We start from the raw sequence: 22272 nt of genomic DNA, 5'->3' as shown, positions 1-22272 counted from the left end.
TGTCGAGCAGATGGGATGTCTGTGGAGTTTCAGGGGGAAAGCATGCATCGGAGTGGCCCGGCATTGAGGGCGGTTGGTTTGTGGCTCGCGCTTTGCGCGCCGGTACTGGCCACCGCGCAGAATGGCCTGCCGCCAACGCATGCCGTGGCGCAAGACCTCACTTACAACGCGCAGTTTCCGCCGCGTTTCCCGCCGGGTGCCGCCCAGGCCGGGCACTTCGGGAAAGTGCTGCTGATGGTTCTGGTCCGGGCCGATGGCAGTACCGGCGAGGTCAAAGTCGAACGCAGCAGTGGTTTTGCGGACCTCGATGCCAGTGCGGTGAACGTGGCGAAGCATTGGCGCTTCATGCCCGCGGCGAGAGACGGCGTGCCGGTGGCCGGCTGGGCGCGGGTGCCGGTGGATTTTCATGCCGATGCGCCCGCGGCCGCCGGCAGCAGCGCGCAGGCCGGCGGTGGCGATCAGGCGGATCGCCTCGAAGCCGATCGCCTGTTGCTGGCAGCGGTCGCGGGTGACGATGAGGCGAAGCAACGCCTGGACCATACCGATGCCGCCAAGCTGCCTGCGCTGGAGGACGGCAAGCTGTTCGTCCTGTCGAAGCAGCAACCGGATCAGCGCGCTGCGCTGATCGAGCGCGCGTCGCATGGCGACACGCTTGCCCAGTATCTGGTCGGAGCCATTTACGAGACCGGTTATGGCGTCGACAAGGATCCCACCGCCGCGGTCGACTGGTTCCGCAAATCCGCCGATGCCGGTAACCCGGTAGGGCAATACAAGCTCGGCCAGCTTTACGAAAGCGGGTGGCATGTTTCGAAAGACCCCAAGCAGGCGTTCGAGCTTCATATGAAGGCGGCCAGGCAGAACATGGCGGCCGCGCAGCATGCGGTCGGCCGGTTTTACGAGCACGGCCTCGTAGTCGCGCAGGATTATCAGGAAGCTCTTTCCTGGTACCGGAAGTCCGCGGCTGCGGGTAATCCGAATGCGCAGACGAGCCTCGGCTATTTGTACCAGCAGGGACTGGGCGTGCCTGCCGACGAGAAGACCGCTTTCGACTGGTTTCAGCAGGCGGCGCGGCAGGGGCAGCCCGTGGCGTCGTTCAACCTGGGCTTGATGTACGTCAAGGGACAGAGCGTGTTGCCAAACCGCCGGGCGGCGATTCCGCTGTTCGAGAAGGCGGCGGAAGCGGGGCTGGCGCCGGCGCAGTACAGCCTTGGGCTGATCTATGAGCAGGATGTCGAGATTCCCGCCGACTATGCCAAGGCTCTTCAGTGGTTTTCGATATGCCTGGCCGGCGGCGACCAGCAATGCTCCGATCACCTCGAAACGGCTCACCAGCACGCCACCCCCGCGCAGGTGGCGGAAGGCGAATCGGCGGCGCGCGACTGGCTGGCGCATCACCCGGCGCGTGCTGTGCGTTGACGCTTTGGCGGTAGCTGGGACGGCGTGACCGCACATCCAAACGCTGCGTGCATCGAGGGGGCATGGTGACTGCTGCTGCTACGAAGCCTGACGAAGATATCGGGACCATGTACCTGATGGTGATTTACATGGGCCTTGTCATGCCACTCGGCCTGATAGCTGTCCTCATGAGCCAGGACGGCGTCAGTCTCTTCGCTGGCGCCACAAGATACGTCGCCATTCCCGCCGGCGGCATCGCCGGCTTCCTTGTGGCTCTTCACCTGTGGAAGTCGTTCAAGGCGAAGGACTTCATGTATGTCGACAAGGATGGCGACACCGTCCAGAGAGAGCCTTTGGCCGCTGCCTTGCTGACGGTTTTTCTCGCGTGCTTTCTGGGTGGCGTGGTTGCTTTCGGCGTTCGAGCGGTGCTTCGTTGTGCGGTCAAAGTCATGCCCGGCCGGCCAGTCGCCTTTCAAACGCATGTGACCAGCCTGTGGTCCGCGCGAGGTTGCCATATCAACGTGGAGTACGCCGATCTCGCCACTGCGGGTTCGGTGACGGTCTGCACGGAGTGGGCGCCGGGAAAGCGATGGATCGGCGAGCCGGTGACGGTGCGCGAATCGGTCGGGTTGTTGGGGGCGAAGCTCGATCGCCTGAAATATGACGATGCCGATGACACCAGCCGGCTACCCCCGGCCGCGCAGAGCCGCTAGGATCGGCGGGCTTCGACAAGGGGATAATCAGGATGATTAAGGGTTCGATACGCCGGATGGCGTGTGGCGCGCTCGCGCTGGTCTTGCTGCAGATGTCCGTGCCAGTGCTGGCACGCAACGAGGCCGCCATGGCTGCTTTCGAGCGCGGCGACCTCGATACAGCGAAGAAGCTTTTCCAGGCCGATGCCAGCCGCGGAGACGCCGATGCCGACGCCTTCCTGGCTTATATCCAGCTGAAACAGCTCGACGCCAAACAGCATGCCGATGCGGATGGACTGGAGCATCTGCGGCAGTTGAGTCAGAAGAAGCTGCCTACCGCCCAGGCGCTGCTCGCGCAGGTGTATCTCACCGGTTATACGAAGCGGCATTTCGAGGATTACAACAGCGCGTCGCTGCTCGAAGTGCCCGCCTTGCTGCGCGATGCGGCGGAGGCCGGCAGCGATGTGGCGCAGACCGACCTTGGCACGCTGCTGATCTACCCGACCACGATCGACGGCAAGCAGCCGATCGAGCCAAAGGTTCCGGAAGGCGTGGAATGGCTGAAGAAGGCCGCGGCGCAGGGCAACTTGACCGCGCAGTTCAGCCTCGGCCAGATCTATGCGTCGGCGATGGCCGGCGAGCCCGATTTTGCCGAGGCCATACGCTATTACGGCATGGCGGCCGGGCAGGGCGATGCGCGGGCGGAGAAGGCGCTGGCGCAGATGCATGAGGAAGGCGTCGGCGTGGCGAAGGACGAGCAGAAGGCGCGGGCCTTATATCTGCAGAGTGCGATGCACGAGACGGACAAGGAAACGTCGGCTTATGACGTTGCTTTCCAGACGCTGCGCAGCGCCCATTTCAAAGAGGCTGCGCTTCAGTTCGCGGAGTTCATTCGCGCTTATCCCGACAGCAAGAAGCGGCCGGATGCGGAGTTCTGGCTGGGCGAGACCTATTACGCAACCGGGAATTACGAAGTGGCGGGCCGCCAGTTTCAGCGGGTGGCCAGCGAGTATCCCCAGAGCGGCAGGGCAGCGAAGGCGCTGCTCCGGCTGGCTACCTGTTTCGAGAAGACGGGGCGCGCGAGCGATGCGAATGCGGCTAGGACGAATCTTGCCGTGCAGTATCCGGATACGCAGGAAGCGGATGAGGCGCGGAAGTTGATCAAGCCGGTGGGGTATGGGAATCGCTGAGGCGCGAGATACGCGTTCCTGCTTGGCGTCAAGACCGAAATGCCATCGGATATGTCTGTAAATGATGCCGATTGGGCACAACGTATGGGTGCGCCTACAGACAACCCAAAATCGATTTGATAGCTTCGCAGGCGTTGCTCGCGGTGTGTTTTCAAGTCGCGTCGCGAGCAGCCATGGCAGTAATGCTGTGAGAAGCGCGGGCCAAGGGTGCAGCAACACCCCTGACCCGCTGACCATCACCAACTAACCAGGAGTTGATCATGGCTATGCCAGATCATACGGGATTCGCACGCTCGCCGATCCCCAGGGCGACACACCCACCGGCCATCCGGGCCGTCCGACGTCCACGCGGACGCGGTTGAAGAACCGCGGTTTAAGAATTTTCGTAGGAAAGAATCCGAGCCGTCTTACCCGGCACGTCGCCTTGCGCGACGGCGAAAACCTCTAAAGCCGCAACCCACTTCCTCAATCAAGCCGCCCGGCACCCCTTCCATGGGCCGCCGGTAAACCCCGAGTCCGTAAGGTCGGCGGCGCGTCGTGCTGTCTGGCGGCGCGCCGTTTTACGCGGCGAGGGCGCGGTGCTTAGCAAGGAGTTGCTTATGGATATGTTTGGCGAACCGTGGATCGTGCGTAACGCTGTTTATTATTCCGACCCCGAGGCGGAGCCGGATGCTTTGTTGAACGACGCGACGGAGTGGCTGCAGTACGCGTATCACTCGATTCGGGTTCTCGCGGATTTGGTGCAGGAGAACCGCGATATCGATGCGAAGCGCTTGCCCGTGATGCTGGAGGGGATCGGGGTGTTTATCGATATGGGCGCAAGGTGTGCGGCGCAGGCGCATTTGCGGATGCAGTGGTTGGAGGTCGAACGCGATGCGGCCTGTTCGACAACCGAGGCCGATCCGGACGCCTCATAAACTTACTCGCGACACCCTCTCAACCCCCTCTCCCCGCCGGGGAGAGGGTTGGGGTGAGGGGCCGGGCGGAGCGATGCGCGGAGGGTCGCTACAAGCGGCAAAGCTTTTCTCATCGCCCCGTAGAAGCGTTGCCGCGAGCACCCGCCCCTCATCTGCTGCGACCGAAGGGAGTCCCCGTGGGACCGGCATCTTCTCCCCGGAGGGGCGAAGAGTTCCAACTTGGGAACTACGTTTCCCGATCACCTCAACGCGCCCCCTCTCCCCGCCGGGGAGAGGGTTGGGGTGAGGGGCCGGGCGGAGCGGAGTGCTCGTATTTCTTTATGCCTTCTATACGCCGCAAGCCCCCAACGCATACCGCTTCTTTATGCGCGCCGCCGCCACAATGGCGGCATGAATTCCATCCTCGCGCGGACGCCCCGCTCTTCACTGCGCGGCCTGCTCCCCGCCGTGGTTGCCTGCGCACTCGCCACCGCAGCGGCTGGCCTGTTGCTGCGGGTGTTCGACCTATCCAACGTGGTCGCGCTGTTCTTGTTCACCGTAGTGCTGGTGGCATTGCACTGGGGCAAGCTGGCCGGTGCCGCGGCGGCGCTGGTGGGCGTGCTCAGTTTCGATTTCTTCTTCGTGCCGCCGGTTTATTCCTTCCACGTATCGGACGCGCAATACCTGTTCACCTTCGCGCTCACCGTGGCGGTGGCGTTCGTCACCGGCCACAGCGCAGAGCTCGCGCGCGAAGCGCGGTTGCGGGTGGAAGGGGAGCGGTTACGGCATGCCCTGCTTGCGGCGGTTTCGCATGATCTGAAAACGCCACTTACGGCGATACGTGGCCTGGCCGAGACGCTGGAATCGCCGGATCGAAGGCAGGCCGACGTGGCACGTGCCATTCGCCAGCAGGCGGACGCGCTGCATCGGCAGGTGGGCAATCTGCTGGATATGGCGCGGATGCAGGAGCAGGGCGTGCGGCTGCAGCTGGAGTGGCAGGCGGTCGGCGAGGTGGTCGAGTGTGCGTTGGCGACGGTGGTGGGGCTTGGCGAGCGAAAGATTCGAGTCGATATGCAACCGGCGTTGCCCTTGGTGGAACTCGATGCCTGTCTATTCGAGCGCGTGCTGATCAACCTGCTGGATAACGCGGCCAAGTACACGCCGCATGACGCGACGATCGAGATTGGCGCTCGCGTGGTGGGCAGGGAGTTGTGTCTGCATGTGCAGGATGACGGCCCAGGCCTGCCACCTGACATGGCGCCAGAAGTGCTGTTTCAGCCATTCACGCGTGGTGTTCGCGAGTCATCCATCGGTGGCTCGGGGCTGGGTCTGGCGCTATGCAGGCGCATCGTGGAAGCCCACGGTGGTGTGATGCACGCTGTCCCGGGCCTTCCCGCCGGCGCTCGCTTCGAGATACGCCTGCCTTTGCGGCGTCCTCCTTCCATCGAACGGGAACGTGATTGATGAGCCGGCCACGCATCCTGCTGGTGGAAGACGAGCCGGATATCCGCCGCTTCGTGCGCATGGCCTTGGAGCGCGAAGGGATGGCGGTGTTCGAAGCAGGCAACGTGTGGGATGCCCGGATCGCCGCCGCGACTCGGCAACCGCAAGTCGTGGTTCTCGACCTCGGTTTGCCCGATGGCGACGGCAAGGACTTCATCCTCGACCTGCGCGGCTGGTCCAGCGCGCCGGTGCTGGTGCTGTCGGCACGCGAGCATGAGCAGGAGAAGGTGGCGGCGCTGGAAGCCGGCGCCGACGATTATCTGGCCAAGCCATTCGGTGTGGCGGAGCTGATTGCGCGCGTGCGCGCACATCTGCGTCGGGCAAGCCTGGTAGCGCAGCATGGAGCGGAGCTGTCGACCATCTACTTCGGCGAAGTGACGGTCGATCTCGCCACTTACGAAGTGCAACGCCACGGCGCACCAGTCCATCTCACGCCCATCGAATTCCGTCTGCTCGCGGCGCTGATCCGCGGTGATGGCAAGGTGCTCACCTATCGCCAGTTGTTGTTGGCAGTGTGGGGTCCGGGCTATGCCGACCGGCCCCACTACGTCCGCGTCTATATGAACAACCTGCGCCAGAAGCTGGAACACGATCCCGCACGTCCTTGCCATCTGATTACCGAGTTGCAGGTGGGTTATCGGCTGGCGGGCATCCGGCGCGAAGACGCCATGCCTTCGCTAGAACGTCGCCTTGACGCCCGCCACCACGCGTGAGCCATAGATATCGCCGGAGCCATGCGCGCTGGTGTCCCAGTAACGCAGGTCGAGCGAGGTATGGTCGTTGATGGCCCAGGTCAGGCCGAGGTTCCAGGTGTTGTAGGCGAAGCGGCTGGCGCTGCCGTCTTCGTGGATAGTGGCGTGGGCGATGGATTGGCGGCCCCAGGCGGCGGATGCGCTCCAGGTGGCGTCGATGGCGTAGCTGATGCTGGCCTCGCCATAGGTGGCGCGCCTGGAGATGCCTGGGAAGTTGGGCGAGTGGTAGGCGGCGACGCCAAGCGTAAGCGGGCCGAAGGCGTGCGAGGCGCGCAGATAGGTTTCCGCATACGACTCGCGTAGGTCGCGGGGCTGGTGGCGGTAGCCGTAGTAGATGTAGCCGAGGTCGAAGTTGATGCCGGCAACGGTAGGGCGCCAGCCGCCGTAGAGATCGATCTCCTGGCTGGTGCGGGTGTCGCCGGAAGGCGAGAAGTCGACATTCGAAGTCCACGCGCCCAGATACCACTGCTTGTCGTAGGTGACGTCGGCGCCGGCGAAGCCGGAGGGGCGCTCGTTGGTCTGGCTGATGCCGCGGAAAACATAATCGGATTGCGCGCCGGCGTTGAAGGTGGCCTGCCATGCGCTGGCATCTTGCGCATGGGTTTGCGTGACGGCACCGGCTAGCAGTGCGGCCAGTGCGAGAGAAGAAACGTGGTTCATTGTGATCATCCGCAGGAAGCGGTGTGCATGCGGGGTTGCGCACCGAGTGGAAACTGCTGCGGATGCTAGGAATGGCCGTCTAAAGACGGTGGTGGATTTTGGCGGCGGATATCAAGGCCGCATCAAGAACTCTCGTGAGCCGCCCGCTCTTGCTCCCTCTCCCCTCCGGGGAGAGGGTTGGGGTGAGGGGCCGGGCGGAGCGGTGAGCTGAGGCTCAAAAAAGCCTAAGAGCTTTTTCCTCACTTCGTAGGAAGGCCGTGGCTAGAGCGGCCCCTCATCCGGCTGCCGCCACCTTCCTCGCTCCTCAAAACCGCGCACATCCCTGTGCGCTCCCCGCGTGCTCCCCGGAGGGGCGAAGGGGTTCTACGTCTGGCGTCGTCAAAGCCACCAGGCGGCGACATCTTCGATAATCGCCTCAAGCGGAGCTGTCGCGTGTACCGACAATACCCGCTGCTCATCGAATGGCGGCTCCAAATCCCGAAACTGACTCCCGATCAACGTCGCCGGCATGAAATGCCCACTACGATGCGCCACCCGCTCCCTGGCCTCATCCGGTGTCAACTCCAGATACACAAAGCCCAGCTCAGGCACCGCCGCACGCAGCATGTCCCGATAACGCCGCTTCAACGCCGAGCAAGCCAGCACCACGGTTTCGCCATCGGCCACCGTCTTGGCCAATTCCTCGCCAAGCCGCGTCAACCACCCCGCGCGATCCGCATCGTCCAGCGGAATGCCCGCACTCATCTTGCGAATATTGCTTTCCGGATGAAACGCATCGCCTTCGATCATGCGCGCGCCGACACGTTCGCACAGCGCAATGCCAACCGTGGACTTGCCACAACCGGCCACGCCCATCACCACTAAGGCAGGCGATTTGGGAGCGATGCCGAGTTTGGTCATCTGAGCTTTCGCGTCACTAAAGCGACCGGGCAATCACTGTTTGCATAGCCCGCGCTTTGAGCGCGAGCGACGTTGCCGAGTGCCTTGGCGATAAAGGCATTGTCGCCATCGCTTTCAGCAACACAGGCTTCAAGATAGAGCGCGATTTCCTCAGGGGTTCGGAGGTGTTCGGCGACATCATACTTGGCGATACGTAGCTTCTCTTCGGTCATCCCGCTTCTCTCCGGCACCAAAGTAGAACTCTTAGCGAGAGCTTGCTACTTAAAGAACGTCGCATTAAACATCACCCCAAGCACATGCATTGCCGCCTCGTCGGTCAGCTCCTTCGGGATCGTCTCGTTGAAGAAGCGCATACCGTCGATCAAGGCCATGGTGCCGAACGCCAGATCCTTCGGCGGAGCGGGCGGTTCCGTGCCCATCATCTTGTAGAACTGCTCGATGATCGACGCGATGTCGTCGCGCTTTTCCAGGCAATAGGCATTGAGGCGGGCGCGGAACTTGGCGTCGCGCAGGGCCAGTACGCGGGCTTCGGCCCACAGGATGAAGTTCTTTTCGTCGCGGTAGACCTGCACGTAGTACTGCGAGATCTGCACCTGCATGTCCGCGATGGACAGGGGGGCGTCGAGGATCTTCTGCAGATCCTGCTGCACGCACTGGTGGTCCTGGCTGAGCAGGGCGATGAACAGCTCGGCCTTGCTCTTGAAGTTGGAATAGAACGCGCCGCGGGTATAGCCGGCATGCGCGGCGATGTCTTCGACGCTGGCGGCGGCGAAGCCTTTCTTGGCGATCACATGGGCGGCCGCTTCGAGCAGACGCTGGTTGGTCTGGTCGCGGCTTTCTTCGCGGGTCAGTCGTTTACGTGCCATGGCGCGATCCTAGCACGTAGGCCGAAAGTCACCATTTGGATGCTTTCTTGAATTCAAATACAACACTGTATTAGAGTGCGTCGACGTATCAGGGCGCCGGCCGCGAGATGGCCTGGCGCTGGCATCCCCATCCCCGTCTCAGCAGGAGTTGGCTCGTGACCTATCCACTATCCACGGCGGGCGCCCGCCGCTCCGCGGCGTGGCTGGCTGTTGCCGCGGCGCTGGCGCTGCTGGCCGGCTGTGGCCACAAGGCCCCGGAAGCCGAGGCCGCGCGGCCGGTGATCGCGCTGCCGGCGCCGGCGGCCGACGGCGCGCAGACCCTGCGCTTCCCCGGCGAAATCCACGCCCGCTACGAAATGCCGCTGGCCTTCCGCGTCCCCGGCCAGCTGATCTCCCGCGAAGCGCGCCTGGGCGACACGGTGAAGAAGGGCCAGGTGCTGGCCCGCCTCGACGACGCCGATGCCGGCAAGAACGAAGCCGCCGCCCGCGCCGCGCTGGACGCGGCCGAGCACCGCCTGAGCTTCGCCACCCAGCAGCGCGACCGCGACGAGGCGCAGGCCAAGGAAAACCTGATCAGCCAGCTGCAGCTGGACCAGACGCGCGATGCCTACGCTTCGGCGCTGGCCGCGCAGACGCAGGCCAAGCAGCAGTACGAACTGGCGCGCAACCAGAGCCGCTACAACGCGCTGGTCGCCGACCGCGACGGCGCCATCACCAGCGAGCACGCTGAAGTCGGCCAGGTGCTGGCGGCGGGACAGGCGGTGTTCGGGTTTGCGTGGTCCGGCGAGCGCGATGTGTACGTGGACGTGCCGGAAGACCGCGTCGCCAAAATCCAGCCGGGGCAGCCGGCCAAGGTGAGCCTGCTGTCGGTGCAGGGCCAGCCGCTGGCTGCGCACGTGCGCGAGGTGGCGCCGGCGGCCGATCCGCAGACGCGCACCTATCGCGTGAAGCTCGGCCTCGATGCACCGGATCCGCATGTGCGGCTTGGCATGACGGCCGACGTGGCGCTCGCGGGCGATGCGCCCACGGCCAAAGCCGTGCGCCTGCCCGCCACCGCGCTGTTCCACGAAGGCGAACGCCCCGCGGTCTGGGTGGTGCGCGCCGCGGATGCCACGCTCGAACTGCGCCCGGTCACCGTGCTGCGCTACGGCGAGCGCGACGTGCTGGTTGGCAGTGGCCTTGAAGCCGGCGAGCGCGTGGTGATGCAGGGCGTGCATGCGGTGAGCGCGGGCGAGAAGGTGGCACCGATGGCGCCGCCGCACGCCGAGGACAGCCCGCTATGACGCAGCCGTCCAACCAGGAAAGCGGCCACGAAGAAGGCCGCTTCAATCTCTCCGCGTGGGCGCTGCGCCATCAGTCCTTCGTGATCTTTTTGATGGTGATGATCACCGTCTTCGGCATGCTCTCGTACAGCCGGCTGTCGCAGTCGGAGGATCCTCCGTTCACCTTCAAGGTGATGGTGATCCAGAGCTTCTGGCCCGGCGCCGACGCCAAGCAGGTGCAGGACCAGGTCACCGACCGCATCTCGCGCAAGCTGCAGGAAACGCCGTCGATCGATTTCCTGCGCAGTTATTCGCGTCCTGGCGAATCGCTGATCTTCTTCAACATCAAGGATTCCGCGCCAGCCTCCAGCGTGCCCGACACCTGGTACCAGGTGCGCAAGAAAGTGGGCGATATCCGCGCGCAGCTGCCACCGGGCGTGCAGGGGCCGTTCTTCAACGACGAATTCGGCGACGTCTACACCAACATCTACGCGTTGGAAGGCGACGGCTTTACGCCAGCGCAACTGCACGACTACGCGGACCAGCTGCGCGCCGAACTGCTGCGCGTGCCGGGCGTGGGCAAGGTCGATTTCCTCGGCGACCAGAACCAGCGCATCACCATCGAGATGCAGAACGCGCGCCTGTCCAAGCTCGGCATCAGCCCGCAGCAGATTGCCGAAGCGATCAATGCGCAGAACGCGGTGGCTTCGGCCGGCGTGATGAGCACGGCGGACGACCGCGTCTATGTGCGCCCCAGCGGCCAGTTCAACGACATGGCCGCGCTGGAAAACACCTTGCTGCGCGCCGGCGGGCAGACCTTCCGCCTCGGCGATATCGCCACCATCCGCCGCGGCTACGACGACCCGCCCGGCCAGCAGATGCGCTTCATGTCGCAGCAGGTGCTGGGCGTGGGCATCACCATGCAGCCGGGCGGCGACGTGATCCATCTGGGCAAGGCGCTGGACGAGGCCACGGCCAGGTTGCAGCAGCGCCTGCCCGCGGGCCTGAAGCTGGCGGAAGTGACCAGCATGCCGCACGCCGTGGCGCATTCGGTGGACGACTTCCTGGAGTCGGTGGCCGAAGCCGTGGCGATCGTGCTGCTGGTCAGCCTGCTCAGCCTGGGCCTGCGCACCGGCATGGTGGTGGTGATCTCGATTCCCTTCGTGCTGGCCGCCACCGCGCTGTGCATGGAACTGATGGGCATCGGCCTGCACAAGGTTTCATTGGGCACCCTGGTATTGGCATTGGGCCTGCTGGTGGACGACGCGATCATCGCGGTCGAGATGATGGCGGTGAAGCTGGAGCAGGGCTGGAGCCGGGCGCGTGCGGCAGCCTTTGCCTATACCAGCACCGCGTTCCCGATGCTGACCGGCACGCTGGTGACGGTGTCGGGCTTCCTGCCCATCGCGTTGGCCAAGTCGGGTACGGGCGAGTACACGCGTTCGATCTTCGAGGTGTCGGCGATCGCGCTGCTGCTCTCGTGGCTGGCGGCGGTGATCGTGATTCCGCTGCTGGGCTATCACTTCCTGCCGGAGCATCACGCGCGCGTGCAGCCGGGCAGCGAGTGGTGGGCGCGCTTCATGCCGGCGCGCTGGAACGAGGCGCGGCGGGCGAAGGCGAAGACGCGGCCGGAGCATGGCGGCGATATCGAGATCTACGACACCGCGTTCTACCAGCGCTTCCGCCGCATGCTCGATTACTGCCTGAAACACCGCGTGCTGGTGCTGGTGGTGACGGTGGCGCTGTTCGTGGTGGCGATGGCGGGTTTCGGCCTGGTGCCGAAGCAGTTCTTCCCCAGCTCCGACCGTTCCGAGCTGCTGGTCGATCTGCGCCTGCCGGAAGGTGCCTCGTTCGACGCCACGCTGGTCCAGGTCAAGCGCATGGAGAACGTGCTGAAGGACCGCAAGGAAGTCGCGAACTATGTCAGCTTCGTGGGCAGCGGCGCACCGCGCTTCTACCTGCCGCTGGACCAGCAGCTGGCGCAGCCTAACTTCGCGCAGTTCGTGGTCACGGCGAAAGATGTGGAGAACCGCGAGGCGCTGGCCAAGGTGCTCGACGGCGTGCTGGCCCGCGACTTCAGCGCCGTGCGCACGCGCGTGAGCCGGCTGGAGAACGGCCCGCCGGTGGGCTTCCCGGTGCAGTTCCGCGTCAGCGGCGACGATATCGCCACCGTGCGCGGCATCGCCGAGAAGATTGCCGGCGTGATGCGCGCCGACGGACGCACGCGCAACGTGCAGTTCGACTGGGACGAGCCGGCGGAGCGTTCGGTGCGCTTCGAGATCGACCAGACCGCGGCGCGCCGCCTGGGCGTGAGTTCGCAGGACGTGGCCGACTTCCTCGCCATGTCGCTGTCCGGCACCACCATCACGCAGTACCGCGAGCGCGACAAGCTGATCGGCGTGGATCTGCGCGCGCCGAAGAACGAGCGGGTGCATCCGGATCAGATCGAACGCCTGGCCTTGCCGACCCCGGGTGGCGCGGCCATTCCGCTCGCGCAGCTGGGCAAGGTCCATTACGGCCTGGAATACGGCGTGATCTGGGCGCGCGATCGGCAGGCCTCGATCAATGTGCAGTCCGATACGCGCAACGGCGCGCAAGGCCTGGACGTGACCAATGCGATCGATGCCAAGCTGGGTGAGCTGCGCAAGGGCCTGCCGGTGGGCTATCGCATCGAAGTGGGCGGTTCGGTGGAGCAGAACGCCAAGGCGCAGGGTTCGATCAACGACCAGATGCCGCTGATGGTGATCGCGGTGCTGACCTTGCTGATGATCCAGCTGCAGAGCATCGGCCGCACCTTCATGGTGGTGCTCACCGCGCCGCTGGGGCTGATCGGCGTGATCGTGTCGCTGCTGGCGTTCCGCCAGCCGTTCGGCTTCGTGGCGATGCTGGGCACGATCGCCATGTTCGGCATCATCATGCGCAACTCGGTGATCCTGGTGGACCAGATCGAGCAGGATATCCGCGAAGGGCATCCGCGCTGGGAGGCGATCGTCGGCGCGACGGTGCGGCGTTTCCGGCCGATCACCTTGACCGCCGCCGCGGCCGTGCTGGCCTTGATTCCACTGCTGCGCAGCAACTTCTTCGGGCCGATGGCGACGGCGTTGATGGGCGGCATTACGGTGGCGACCATCCTCACCTTGTTCTATCTGCCGGCGCTGTATGCGGTCTGGTACCGCGTCAAATCGGACGAAGTGTCGAAGGAGGTGCGGCCATGATGCGCATACGCTGGGCACATGTGGCGGCGCTGGGTGTGGTGGTGGCCTTGGCGGGGTGTTCGTTCGCGCCGTCGGCGAAGCCTCCGAAGATGGCCGATCCTGAGCACTACGCGGTGGCGCCGACGCCGGAGGCCACGGCGGAAGCGGCTGGCGTGGCGCAGCGCTTCAGCCTTGGCCAGCGAGCCGTGCCGGAGTGGTGGAAGGCTTATGGCTCGGCGAAGCTGGACGCGCTTGTGGATGAAGGCCTGCAGCACAGTCCTTCGCTGGAGGCGGCGCGGCATACGCTGGAATCGGTGCGGCAGCAGTACCGCGCGGTGGTGGGCGATGCCTTGTGGCCCGCGCTCGATGCGGGCGGGCAGGTGAGCCGGCAGCGTGCCCTGGGGCTGCCGAATCTCGGCAAGCCGACCAATATCTACAACGTCTATGCCGGGCAGTTGCAGTTGAGCTACGACTTCGACCTGTTCGGCGTGTCGCGCAATGAAGTGAAGCAGGCTGCGGCGCAGGTGGATGCGCAGTCGTATCAGTTCGATGCGGCGCGGCGTGCGCTGGCGGCGAATATCGTGATCTCGGCGGTGACGGCGTCGGCCTTGGCGGAGCAGGTCGAGGCCACGGAGCGGTTGGCGGCCTTGTCGCGCGAGCAAGTGGAGCTGACCGGCAAGGCGTATCGGCTGGGTGCGGCGGCGAACGAGGATCTGCTGGCGGCGCAGCGCAATGCGGCGACGATCGAAGGCAGCCTGCCGGGTTTGCGTGCGCAGGCTTTGCGCGAGCGCCATGCGCTGGCGGTGTTGTTGGGGCGTACACCGGATCAGGCGCCGGAAGTGTTTCCGCTGGCGGAACTGAAGTTGCCGGCGGAGGTGCCCGTGTCGGTGCCGTCGGAACTGCTGCAGCAGCGGCCGGATGTATTGGCGGCGGAAGCGGCGGTGCGTGCGGCTTCCGCGGAAGTGGGCGTGGCGACCGGCAATCTGTTTCCGCACCTGTCGCTGTCGGCTTCGCTGGGTTCGGCGGCGTTCGACCGTTCGAAGCTGTTTACCGGGGCCAGCACGATCTGGGGCGCCACGGCTTCGCTGACGCAGCCGATCTTCCACGGCGGTGCGCTGTGGGCGCAGCGCAAGGCGGCCATCGCTTCTTACGATGCGTCGCTGGCGCAGTACCGGCAGACGGTGCTGGGGGCGTTTCAGAACGTGGCCGATACCTTGACGGCGTTGGAGCAGGATGCGCTGGCGCTGCAGGCGGCGCAGAGCGGGGCGACGTCGGCAAAGCAGTCGTTCGACGATGCGCGTAGCCGTTATCGGCTTGGTTCCGTGTCGTATCCGATGACGCTGGCGGGCGAGCAGCGTTGGCAGAACGCGCGCTTGCAGGAGATCCAGGCGACGGCGCAGCGGTTGGTGGATACGGCGGCGTTGTATCAGGCGATGGGTGAGCCGGCCAATCGTTCGGTCGAGCGATAAAGCCCCTCTCCCGCCGGGAGAGGGGTTGGGGTGAGGGTACGGGCGAAGCGCAAGAGTGATGTTCACCGCTTCGGCCGGACCCTCATCCGGCTGCCGCCACCTTCTCCCGGTGGGAGAAGGATTCTTTCCTTGCGTGCTGACGTTGCTTGAACTTTTACAGCATCTATATGCCTAACCACCCGCGCCGCATCGCTTCTTTACAAGCATGCGGCGCATCATTCCCGCTTCGATGCCGGGAAGGCTTGCGACCGGAGGCCACGGGTCGGGTTTGCGGGCAGCGCCCTGTACCCGCGGCTCCGGCCGCAAACCTTCCCGGCATCGTTGTTTTTTCGTTGGCGCTCAGACGAAGCGGCGGATGACTTCTTCCAAGCGGTCGCAAGATCGCGCCACATGTTTTTCCGGCGACGTTGCAATGCCCAGCAACAGCCCTGACTTCGCCGCATCCGGCTGCGCATACCACGGCGACAGCGGTGCGGGTGCGAGGCCGAAGGGCAGCATGGCCTTGATGATCGCCATATCCGGCGCGCCATCGGGCAGATGCAGCAGCATGGCGAGGCCTGCTGTCGATACTTCGAAATCGCGTTCGGCAAGACAGGCCAGCAAGGCGTTGCGCTGGGCGGAATAGAGGTTCTTCATGCGGCGCAGATGGCGCATGTAGTGGCCGTCGCGAATGAAGTGCGCGGCCGCCAATTGCACGGCCGGCCAGGGCGCCGGTGCGAGGCAGGCGGCTACTTCGGCGAACTGCGCAACCAGCGGAAGCGGAACGACGATAAAGCCCAGGCGCAACGCAGGGCTGATGGTCTTGCTGAACGAGCCCAGGTGAATGACGCGCTGGCCGTGATCCAGCGAGGCGAGTGCCGGTGCGGCGCGCGAGGCGAGTTGAAGTTCGCTCAGATAATCGTCTTCGATAATCCAGGCGCCCTGCTGTCCGGCCCAATCGAGCAATTGCAGACGCCTGGCCAAGGAAAGCGTCGTGCCGAGTGGCGCTTGTTGTCCGGCGGTGACCACCACCAGGGCCGCATCCGGCGCACGCGCGATGCCTGCATCGATATTCAGCCCTTCGGCATCGACGGGCACCGGTGCGATCTCCAGCTTCGCCAGTTCCAGGCCGTGCCGGGTGAATGGAAAACCGGGGTTCTCCATCCAGACCTTTTTGCCGTCCAGACCCAGTGCGCGCAGCGTCAGGCCAAGGCCGCCGCTGAAACCGCTGGTGATGACGATCTGCGCAGGCAGGCAGTGGATGCCGCGTGCGATGGCCAGGTAGGCGGCAATCTCGCGGCGCAGTTCCGGTTCGCCGCGTGGGTCGGGGTAAACCACCGACGCATTGGATTCCGCCCGCAGCGCAAACGAACGCACGTTGGTGAACAGCTTGGCCGGCAGCGTTTCCTGCGCGGGCACGCCCATCTGGAAAATCGCCGGCCCCGCGGTGAGTTCTTCGTACATCTCCATGAAGGGGCCGGCGGAGGGCTGTTCGAGTTTTTTCGGCGGGCTGGATGGCCGGTCGGCGACGCGGGTGCCGTTGGTGCGCGAGGCTTCGATCAATTGCGCATCGGCAAGCCGCTCGTAGGCCTGGCGCACCGTGCCCCGGGCAACACCCAGTTGCGTGGCCAGGTCGATCCACGATGGCAGGCGCGCACCCGGCGCCAGCAGGCCGGCTTCGATCGCGGCGGCGATGGCGGCGCGGATCTGTTCTGCCAGCGGCGTCCTGGCGGAGCGGTCCAGCGCTATCTGCAGGGGTTTGGCCATGGCGTCATGGTACACACGGAAAGTTGATTCTTGGTTCTTTTCGATGGCCCAGGCGCGGCTCACACTGCGCGCATCCCGAGGAGAACCAACGCCATGAAGATCCGTTCTGCCGTTATCGCAACGCTTGTCGCCCTGGCTCTGGCCGGCGCGGCCCAGGCCCACAACGCCGGTGAAACCGTCACGCCGAATTTCGAACACGCCCTGCCCAATGTGCCGGGCAAGTCGGTGGTTTCCGTGGTGGTCGATTACGCGCCGGGCGCGGCTTCGTCGCCGCATACGCATGCCAAGTCGGCGTTTATCTATGCCTACGTGGTGGCGGGCGCGATCGAGTCGCAGGTGAACGATGGCCCGGTCAAGGTCTATCGCGCGGGCGAAAGCTTTTACGAGGAACCGGGCGCCACGCATCGCGTCAGCCGCAATGCCAGCCGCACCGAACCGGCGAAGCTGCTGGCGGTGTTCGTGGTGGACAGCAATGACAAGACGCTGACCACGCCGGTCAAATGATTCGATGCATTTTGAGGAAACGCAGATGAGCAACCGATTGGATTACAGCAAGGTCGCGCCGGGCGGCGTCAAGGCGCTGGGCGGGGTGTATGGCTATGTGACGCAGAGCAGTCTGCCGCCGGTTCTGGTCGACCTGGTTTATCTGCGCGTTTCGCAGATCAACAACTGCGCGTATTGCCTGGATATGCATACGCGGGATCTGCTGAAGAAGGGCGTGAAGGTGGAGAAGCTGGCCTTGCTGCAGGCCTGGCATGAAGCCGGCGAGCTGTTCGATGAGCGCGAGCGTGCGGCGCTGGCGTGGGCGGAGTCGGTGACGCGGGTGGCGGAAACCGGGGTGCCCGATGAGGATTATGCGGCGGTGCGTGAGGTGTTCGATGAGCGGGAGCTGGTGGATCTCACTATCGCCATCGGGTTGATGAATACGTACAACCGGATGGCGATCAGTTTCCGCAATACGCCGCAGGCGGTGCTTGATCTGTAACAGCTGGTGCTGGCGGCGTAGGTTGGGGTGAGCCGCAGGCGAACCCCAACATCGGCAGGTTCAAACGCATCGCATTGTTGGGGTTCGCCTGCGGCTCACCTCAACCTACATCAGATGGGCGCCAGTTCAGGGCTTTCCGCCAGCGCGGATAAGCTCCATCACCTCATAGCAAGCGCCCATGGTGTGGTAATCCACCTTGCCCGCCGGGCTCTTCTCATCGTCGTACTTGCGGTTGTCGCGAGTAAGAATGCGGAACCACGCACCGTACTTGTGATCGACGAAGTGCTCCCACGAGTAAGCCCACAGCTTCTGATACCACTCGTCGTACTTCGCCTCGCCCGTACGCGCATGCAGTAGCGCCGCCGCGGCCAGCGACTCCGCCTGCACCCAGAAATACTTGTCGTCGTCGCACACGCTGCCATCCGGCGCGAAGCCGTAGGCGATGCCGCCGTATTCCTTATCCCACGCACGATCCAGCGCGGTGTCGAACAGATGCTGCGCCGTCGGCACCAGCCACTTCTCCTCGCGGTTGCGTTCCAGCAGCAGCGGTTCGAGGATCAGCAGCAGCTTCGCCCATTCGGTCTGGTGGCCGGGCTGGAAGCCCCAGGGGCGGAACAGGTGCTTGGGATTATCGAGGTTGTATTTCCAGTCGATATTCCAGTTGACGTCGTAGTGCTCCCACACCAGCCCTTCGGCCTTGGCAGCCTGGCGGCGGGTCATGTTGTCGGCCAGGGTGAGCGCGCGTTCGAGATAGCGCGGCTCGTCGCTGGCCTGGTACGCGGCGAGCATCGCCTCGCACATATGCATGTTGGCGTTCTGGCCGCGGTAGCCGCTGAAGTTCCAGTGCTCGTCGGCCTCGTCGCGGTACAGGCCGAAGTCGGCGTCCCAGTAGCGCTTTTCCAGCAGCTCCCAGGTTTCGTCCATCCACGGGCGCACTTCGGTGAGGCCGGCTTTCAGCGCGGTGGAGTAGGCCAGCAGCACGAAGGCCACGCCGTAGGCGTGATAGGTGCGGTCTTCCGGCTTGCCGTCGCGGATGGTCCAGGCATAGCCGCCGCTGGCTGCGTCGCGATGCACCTCGCGCAGGTAGCGCAGGCCGTGGCGGGCGGCGTCGAGGTATTCGGCGCGCTTGTCGTCGAATTCGCGCGCGGCCATGGCGTAGTTGAAGACGAAGCGCGTGCTGCTCACCAGGTGGCGGTGGCTGCGGTCGTAGATGGTGCCGTCGTCTTTGTAGTAATGGAAAAAGCCGCCGGCCGGGTCGATCGCGTGCGGATGGTAGAAGGCCATGGTGTGCGCGATATGCGCGCGCAGAAAGGCTTCGCTGCCGAAATTCGGGGTGTTATCGGGGGAATTCATGCGTGGGCGTCCATGAAAGCGAGCACCTCGGCTTCGTCCGGCATGGCGGCGAACGAACCCAGGCGGGTAACGGTGAGGGCGCCGCAGGCGGCGGCGAAGCGCAGCATGGCGTGCAGGCGCGGCAGTTCGGCGACGAGGTGGTCGAGCTGGCCTTCGCCTTTCTCCACCGTGGCCAGGCGATGCAGCAGGCCGCCGACGAAGGCGTCGCCCGCGGCGGTGCTGTCCACCGTGGGCACGGCGTAGACCGGCATTTCGCCGGAGGCGTCGGGATGGAACCAGCGCAAGGTGCGCGAGCCGTCGGTCACCACCAGCAGGCGCGCGCGGCCGGCCCACAGGCGTTCCAGCGTGGCTTCCTCGCCGGCGTCGCCGGCCAGCCAGTGGAATTCCTCGGCGCTGAGCTTCACCACGTCGGCCAGGTGCAGCGCGGGCCAGAGTTCGTCGTGCGAGGCGCTCTGATTCGGCCACAGCGCGGGGCGCAGGTTGAGATCGAAGCTCACCCACGCACCGGCCGCATGCGCGCGGCGCATGCCTTCGCGGGTGGCTTCGGCCAGCGCGGGTTCGGTCATGCTGTTGGAGCACACGTGGAACACAGCCGCGTCGCGGAAGCTCTCCTCGCGGAAGTGCGCGGGGCGGAACAGCAGGTCGGCCGAGGGCGGGCGGTAGAAGCTGAAGCTGCGCTCGCCGTGGCTGTCCAGCGCGACGAAGGCCAGCGCGGTGTTGGCCTCGCCGGTGCGCGCGACGCCGGCGGTGTCGACGCCGGCGCGGTGCAGGCTGTCCAGCAGGAAGTCGCCGAACATGTCCTGGCCGAGCATGCCGGCGAAGGCGGCCGGGCCGCCCAGGCGCGCCACGGCGACGGCGACATTGGCGGGCGCGCCGCCGGCGAAAGGAATGAAGCTGCGCGGGAAGCCTTGCGCGTTACGCCCTTCGGCGTGGAAGTCGATCAGTGCTTCGCCGAAGCACAGGATATTGCGTGCCATCGAATGGGGATCTCAGTGGGTGGCGGCGACTGGGGTGTCGCTCTTGATGCGCGAGCCGTAAAGGCCATAGAAAACGATGTAGGCGTAGCACAGCAGCGGCAGGAAGAACGCGTGCTGCACGCCGATGCGGTCGGCGAACAGGCCCTGCACGTAAGGCACCAGCGCGCCGCCGACGATGGCCATGATCAGCAGGCTCGACGCCTTGCCGGTCAGCGGGCCCATGCGTTCGATGCCGAGCGAGAAGATGGTGGGGAACATGATCGAGTTGAACAGGCCGATCGACACCACGCTGTACATCGCGACCTGGCCCTTGGTCGACATGGTCACCACCACCAGCAGCATGTTGATCATGGCGAAGATCGCCAGCAGCTTGCGCGGCGACAGGCGCGCGAGCAGCGCCGAGCCGATGAAGCGGCCGACCATCGCGCCGCCCCAGTAATACGCCACGTAGTTGGCGGCGGCCTGCTCGGTCATGTTGCCGATGTCGGGCATCGACAGGTAGTTGACCAGGAAGCTGCCGATCGCCACCTCGCCGCCCACGTAGAAGAAGATGCCCAGCACGCCGAACAGCACATGCGGGTGGCGCAGCGCGTCGATCAGCGTGTGGTGGCCGGTGTCGGCCTGCTCGGTGCTTTCTTTCAGCGTGGGCAGGCGGAACAGGTAGACGAAGATCGCCAGCAGGAACAGCACCACGGCCAGGCCCAGGTACGGGCCCTGCACGGTCTGCGCTTCCTGCGCGCGGTAGGCCAGCTGTTCGGCGGGCGAGAGCTTGCCGATCTGGTCGGCGCCGAGCACCGCGGCGGAGAGAATCAGCAAGCCGCCGAACTTCGGCGCCAGGAAGGTGCCGAGCGAATTCAGCGCTTGCGCCAGGGTGAGGCGGCTGGAGCTCGTCTTCTCCGGGCCCAGCAGCGCGACGTAGGCATTGGCCGCCACCTGAAGCACGGTGATGCCGGTGGCCAGCACGAACAGTGCGCCGAGAAATGCCGGATACGAATGCAGGCCCGCGGCCGGCCAGAAACCCACGGCGCCGACGCCGGCAACGGCCAGGCCGGTGACGATGCCTTTCTTGTAGCCCAGGTGCGCGACCACGCGGCCCGCCGGTAGCGACATCAGGAAATACGCCCCGAAGAAGGTGAACTGCACCAGCATCGCCTCGGCGTAATTGAGCTGGAACACCGCCTTCAGATGCGGAATCAGGATGTCGTTGAGGCAGGTGAGAAAGCCCCACATGAAGAAGATGCTGGTGAGCACCCCCATCGCCATCGGGTAATCGGTGTAGCGCTCCTTGGCCGCCCCGGGGAGCGCAGTGTTCGACGGGGCGGGTGGTGAGGCGAAAGCCATGGGTGGTTTCCTCGGAGTAGGAATCAGGTCGTGCGCGGTGCGCCGCTGCTTTCGCGCACCACCAGGGTCACCTGCGCAACCGTGGTGGTGGCATCGGCCTGCGGCTTGCGCAGGCGCGCGAGCAGGAGTTGCGCGGCCTGGCGGCCGCGGGCGCGCGGATCGGTGGCCAGCGTGGTGAGCGGCGGCATGCTGAAGGCCGCCTCCGCCACGTCGTCGAAGCCGGTAAGCGCGAAATCGCGGCCCGGCTGGATGCCGCGCTGATTGAGGCCGAGCATCAGGCCCAGCGCGACCGCGTCGTTGTAGCAGACCGCCGCGGTAGGCGCGGGCTTGGCGGCGAACAGGTCGGCGCAGGCGCGCGCGGCGTCCATTCGAGTCGGCAGGGTTTCCACGCGCCAGCGCGGCGCGATCGGCAGGCCGGCCGCGTTCATCGCTTCGACATAGCCGGCATGGCGCTGGCGGCACGAGCTGGAATCGCCGTGGCCGCCGAAGAACGCGATGCGCTTGTGGCCCTGCGCGATGAGATGTTCGGTGGCGAGCTTCGCGCCGTGCTGGTTGTCCAGCATCAGGCGGTCCCAGTGCGCGTATTCGGGCAGGTTGCCGCCGAGTTCGCGGTTGAACAGCAGCACCGGCGTCTGCGCACCCACCGCGGCGAGCACGCGCTCGGCGGCGCTGCCTTCGGCGGGGGAGAGAATGATTCCACCCGGGCCATGTTCGATCAGCGAACTCAGCACCGCCTGCTCGCGCTCCACCGATTCGCCGGTACTGCCGAGCAAGGTGACGAAGCCGGCCTGGCCGAGTGTTTCATCCACGCCCGCGGCGAATTCCGCGAAGAACGGATTGCCGAGTTCGTTGAGCACCAGCGCGATGCTCGACGACGTGCGGCGGCGCAGATTGGCCGCGGCGCGGTTGTAGACGTAGCCCTGCTTGCGCAGTTCTTCTTCTACCCGGGCCCGGGTGTGTTTGTTCACCAGTGGACTGCCGCGCAGCACGAGGGACACAGTGGCGCGCGACACGCCGCAGCCGGCGGCGATGTCGTTCAGGGTGATCTTGCGGCGGATCGAGGTCGAGCTTTCCATGGTTCTCGCGGCCAT

At 65.3% G+C, this 22272-nt stretch carries 20 protein-coding genes; 11 read left to right on the top strand and 9 right to left on the bottom strand.

The features are described 5' to 3' along the window. The first annotated feature begins 42 nt into the window (after positions 1 to 42). From KK141_RS07700 to KK141_RS07675, 6 genes are all read left to right on the top strand, one after another. Positions 43 to 1416: a TonB family protein gene (locus KK141_RS07700; protein WP_214569179.1), complete on the top strand. Its 1374-nt coding sequence runs from the start codon at positions 43 to 45 to the stop codon at positions 1414 to 1416. Between the two features lie 62 nt (positions 1417 to 1478). Next, complete coding sequence (locus KK141_RS07695; protein WP_214569178.1) at positions 1479 to 2108, top strand: hypothetical protein; 630 nt, start codon at positions 1479 to 1481, stop codon at positions 2106 to 2108. Between the two features lie 32 nt (positions 2109 to 2140). Next, complete coding sequence (gene ybgF / locus KK141_RS07690; RefSeq protein ID WP_214569177.1) at positions 2141 to 3277, top strand: tol-pal system protein YbgF; 1137 nt, start codon at positions 2141 to 2143, stop codon at positions 3275 to 3277. Positions 3278 to 3876: 599 nt separating this feature from the next. Beyond that, a complete protein-coding gene (locus tag KK141_RS07685) occupies positions 3877 to 4194 on the top strand; it encodes a hypothetical protein (protein WP_214569176.1) in 318 nt (105 codons plus the stop codon). Between the two features lie 390 nt (positions 4195 to 4584). Beyond that, positions 4585 to 5637 carry an ATP-binding protein gene (locus tag KK141_RS07680; RefSeq protein WP_214569175.1) on the top strand — a complete coding sequence of 351 codons (1053 nt, stop codon included), beginning with the start codon at positions 4585 to 4587 and terminating at the stop codon, positions 5635 to 5637. Further along, complete coding sequence (locus tag KK141_RS07675; protein ID WP_214569174.1) at positions 5637 to 6389, top strand: response regulator; 753 nt, start codon at positions 5637 to 5639, stop codon at positions 6387 to 6389. The genes KK141_RS07680 and KK141_RS07675 overlap by 1 nt, the downstream gene beginning before the upstream one ends. Here KK141_RS07675 and KK141_RS07670 read toward each other — a convergent pair. The 4 genes from KK141_RS07670 to KK141_RS07655 all read right to left on the bottom strand — a co-directional run bounded on the left by KK141_RS07670 (position 6354) and on the right by KK141_RS07655 (position 8854). Further along, on the bottom strand, positions 6354 to 7088 hold the full coding sequence (locus KK141_RS07670; protein ID WP_214569173.1) for a TorF family putative porin: 735 nt from the start codon (positions 7086 to 7088) through the stop codon (positions 6354 to 6356). The two genes, KK141_RS07675 and KK141_RS07670, sit on opposite strands and share 36 nt — an antisense overlap. 378 nt (positions 7089 to 7466) lie before the next feature. Beyond that, a complete protein-coding gene (locus tag KK141_RS07665) occupies positions 7467 to 7988 on the bottom strand; it encodes a gluconokinase (RefSeq protein ID WP_214569172.1) in 522 nt (173 codons plus the stop codon). Next, the gene (locus KK141_RS07660) at positions 7985 to 8200 is read right to left on the bottom strand and encodes a hypothetical protein (protein WP_214569171.1); all 216 of its coding nucleotides are present in this window, start codon (positions 8198 to 8200) and stop codon (positions 7985 to 7987) included. Before KK141_RS07660 ends, KK141_RS07665 begins: the two co-directional genes overlap by 4 nt. Before the next feature lie 45 nt (positions 8201 to 8245). Beyond that, positions 8246 to 8854, bottom strand: coding sequence for a TetR/AcrR family transcriptional regulator (locus KK141_RS07655; RefSeq protein ID WP_214569170.1), 609 nt, complete (start codon positions 8852 to 8854; stop codon positions 8246 to 8248). A 155-nt stretch (positions 8855 to 9009) separates the two neighbouring features. Here KK141_RS07655 and KK141_RS07650 point away from each other — a divergent pair, with 155 nt between their 5' ends. From KK141_RS07650 to KK141_RS07640, 3 genes are read left to right on the top strand one after another with little or no spacing between them, the layout of a single operon-like run. Continuing rightward, the gene (locus KK141_RS07650; protein WP_345777535.1) at positions 9010 to 10137 is read left to right on the top strand and encodes an efflux RND transporter periplasmic adaptor subunit; all 1128 of its coding nucleotides are present in this window, start codon (positions 9010 to 9012) and stop codon (positions 10135 to 10137) included. Continuing rightward, complete coding sequence (locus KK141_RS07645; RefSeq protein ID WP_214569168.1) at positions 10134 to 13331, top strand: efflux RND transporter permease subunit; 3198 nt, start codon at positions 10134 to 10136, stop codon at positions 13329 to 13331. The genes KK141_RS07650 and KK141_RS07645 overlap by 4 nt, the downstream gene beginning before the upstream one ends. Then, positions 13328 to 14779, top strand: a complete 1452-nt coding sequence (locus KK141_RS07640) for an efflux transporter outer membrane subunit (protein WP_250901614.1) — start codon at positions 13328 to 13330, stop codon at positions 14777 to 14779. The genes KK141_RS07645 and KK141_RS07640 overlap by 4 nt, the downstream gene beginning before the upstream one ends. A gap of 339 nt (positions 14780 to 15118) precedes the next feature. On the opposite strand, the gene KK141_RS07635 is transcribed toward KK141_RS07640, so the two are convergent. Further along, a complete protein-coding gene (locus KK141_RS07635) occupies positions 15119 to 16687 on the bottom strand; it encodes a PLP-dependent aminotransferase family protein (protein WP_214569167.1) in 1569 nt (522 codons plus the stop codon). Here KK141_RS07635 and KK141_RS07630 point away from each other — a divergent pair. Continuing rightward, positions 16619 to 17029, top strand: a complete 411-nt coding sequence (locus KK141_RS07630; RefSeq protein WP_214569166.1) for a cupin domain-containing protein — start codon at positions 16619 to 16621, stop codon at positions 17027 to 17029. The genes KK141_RS07635 and KK141_RS07630 overlap by 69 nt on opposite strands. A 25-nt stretch (positions 17030 to 17054) precedes the next feature. Then, a complete protein-coding gene (locus KK141_RS07625) occupies positions 17055 to 17510 on the top strand; it encodes a carboxymuconolactone decarboxylase family protein (protein ID WP_214569165.1) in 456 nt (151 codons plus the stop codon). A gap of 126 nt (positions 17511 to 17636) precedes the next feature. Here KK141_RS07625 and KK141_RS07620 read toward each other — a convergent pair whose 3' ends face one another. The 4 genes from KK141_RS07620 to KK141_RS07605 all read right to left on the bottom strand — a co-directional run bounded on the left by KK141_RS07620 (position 17637) and on the right by KK141_RS07605 (position 22257). Next, positions 17637 to 18863, bottom strand: a complete 1227-nt coding sequence (locus KK141_RS07620) for an AGE family epimerase/isomerase (RefSeq protein ID WP_214569164.1) — start codon at positions 18861 to 18863, stop codon at positions 17637 to 17639. Next, the gene (locus KK141_RS07615; protein ID WP_214569163.1) at positions 18860 to 19840 is read right to left on the bottom strand and encodes a carbohydrate kinase; all 981 of its coding nucleotides are present in this window, start codon (positions 19838 to 19840) and stop codon (positions 18860 to 18862) included. Before KK141_RS07615 ends, KK141_RS07620 begins: the two co-directional genes overlap by 4 nt. Before the next feature lie 12 nt (positions 19841 to 19852). Further along, a complete protein-coding gene (gene fucP / locus KK141_RS07610) occupies positions 19853 to 21103 on the bottom strand; it encodes an L-fucose:H+ symporter permease (protein ID WP_250901637.1) in 1251 nt (416 codons plus the stop codon). Between the two features lie 101 nt (positions 21104 to 21204). Further along, a complete protein-coding gene (locus KK141_RS07605; RefSeq protein ID WP_214569161.1) occupies positions 21205 to 22257 on the bottom strand; it encodes a LacI family DNA-binding transcriptional regulator in 1053 nt (350 codons plus the stop codon). Between the last annotated feature and the right edge of the window lie 15 nt (positions 22258 to 22272).

The organism is Dyella sp. LX-66, assembly GCF_018599165.1.
Lineage (GTDB): Bacteria > Pseudomonadota > Gammaproteobacteria > Xanthomonadales > Rhodanobacteraceae > Dyella_D > Dyella_D marensis.
The sequence above is the reverse complement of the archived record's forward strand: the minus strand, read 5'-3'. Positions and strand labels throughout refer to the sequence as shown.

Bases quoted from the DNA above. Each gene is read 5' to 3' on its own strand.
- KK141_RS07700 (WP_214569179.1), top strand. From the start codon at position 43: ATGCATCGGAGTGGCCCGGCATTGAGGGCGGTTGGTTTGTGGCTCGCG.
- KK141_RS07695 (WP_214569178.1), top strand. From the start codon at position 1,479: ATGGTGACTGCTGCTGCTACGAAGCCTGACGAAGATATCGGGACCATG.
- ybgF (WP_214569177.1), top strand. From the start codon at position 2,141: ATGATTAAGGGTTCGATACGCCGGATGGCGTGTGGCGCGCTCGCGCTG.
- KK141_RS07685 (WP_214569176.1), top strand. From the start codon at position 3,877: ATGGATATGTTTGGCGAACCGTGGATCGTGCGTAACGCTGTTTATTAT.
- KK141_RS07680 (WP_214569175.1), top strand. From the start codon at position 4,585: ATGAATTCCATCCTCGCGCGGACGCCCCGCTCTTCACTGCGCGGCCTG.
- KK141_RS07675 (WP_214569174.1), top strand. From the start codon at position 5,637: ATGAGCCGGCCACGCATCCTGCTGGTGGAAGACGAGCCGGATATCCGC.
- KK141_RS07670 (WP_214569173.1), bottom strand. From the start codon at position 7,088: ATGAACCACGTTTCTTCTCTCGCACTGGCCGCACTGCTAGCCGGTGCC.
- KK141_RS07665 (WP_214569172.1), bottom strand. From the start codon at position 7,988: ATGACCAAACTCGGCATCGCTCCCAAATCGCCTGCCTTAGTGGTGATG.
- KK141_RS07660 (WP_214569171.1), bottom strand. From the start codon at position 8,200: ATGACCGAAGAGAAGCTACGTATCGCCAAGTATGATGTCGCCGAACAC.
- KK141_RS07655 (WP_214569170.1), bottom strand. From the start codon at position 8,854: ATGGCACGTAAACGACTGACCCGCGAAGAAAGCCGCGACCAGACCAAC.
- KK141_RS07645 (WP_214569168.1), top strand. From the start codon at position 10,134: ATGACGCAGCCGTCCAACCAGGAAAGCGGCCACGAAGAAGGCCGCTTC.
- KK141_RS07640 (WP_250901614.1), top strand. From the start codon at position 13,328: ATGATGCGCATACGCTGGGCACATGTGGCGGCGCTGGGTGTGGTGGTG.
- KK141_RS07630 (WP_214569166.1), top strand. From the start codon at position 16,619: ATGAAGATCCGTTCTGCCGTTATCGCAACGCTTGTCGCCCTGGCTCTG.
- KK141_RS07625 (WP_214569165.1), top strand. From the start codon at position 17,055: ATGAGCAACCGATTGGATTACAGCAAGGTCGCGCCGGGCGGCGTCAAG.
- KK141_RS07620 (WP_214569164.1), bottom strand. From the start codon at position 18,863: ATGAATTCCCCCGATAACACCCCGAATTTCGGCAGCGAAGCCTTTCTG.
- KK141_RS07615 (WP_214569163.1), bottom strand. From the start codon at position 19,840: ATGGCACGCAATATCCTGTGCTTCGGCGAAGCACTGATCGACTTCCAC.
- fucP (WP_250901637.1), bottom strand. From the start codon at position 21,103: ATGGCGATGGGGGTGCTCACCAGCATCTTCTTCATGTGGGGCTTTCTC.
- KK141_RS07605 (WP_214569161.1), bottom strand. From the start codon at position 22,257: ATGGAAAGCTCGACCTCGATCCGCCGCAAGATCACCCTGAACGACATC.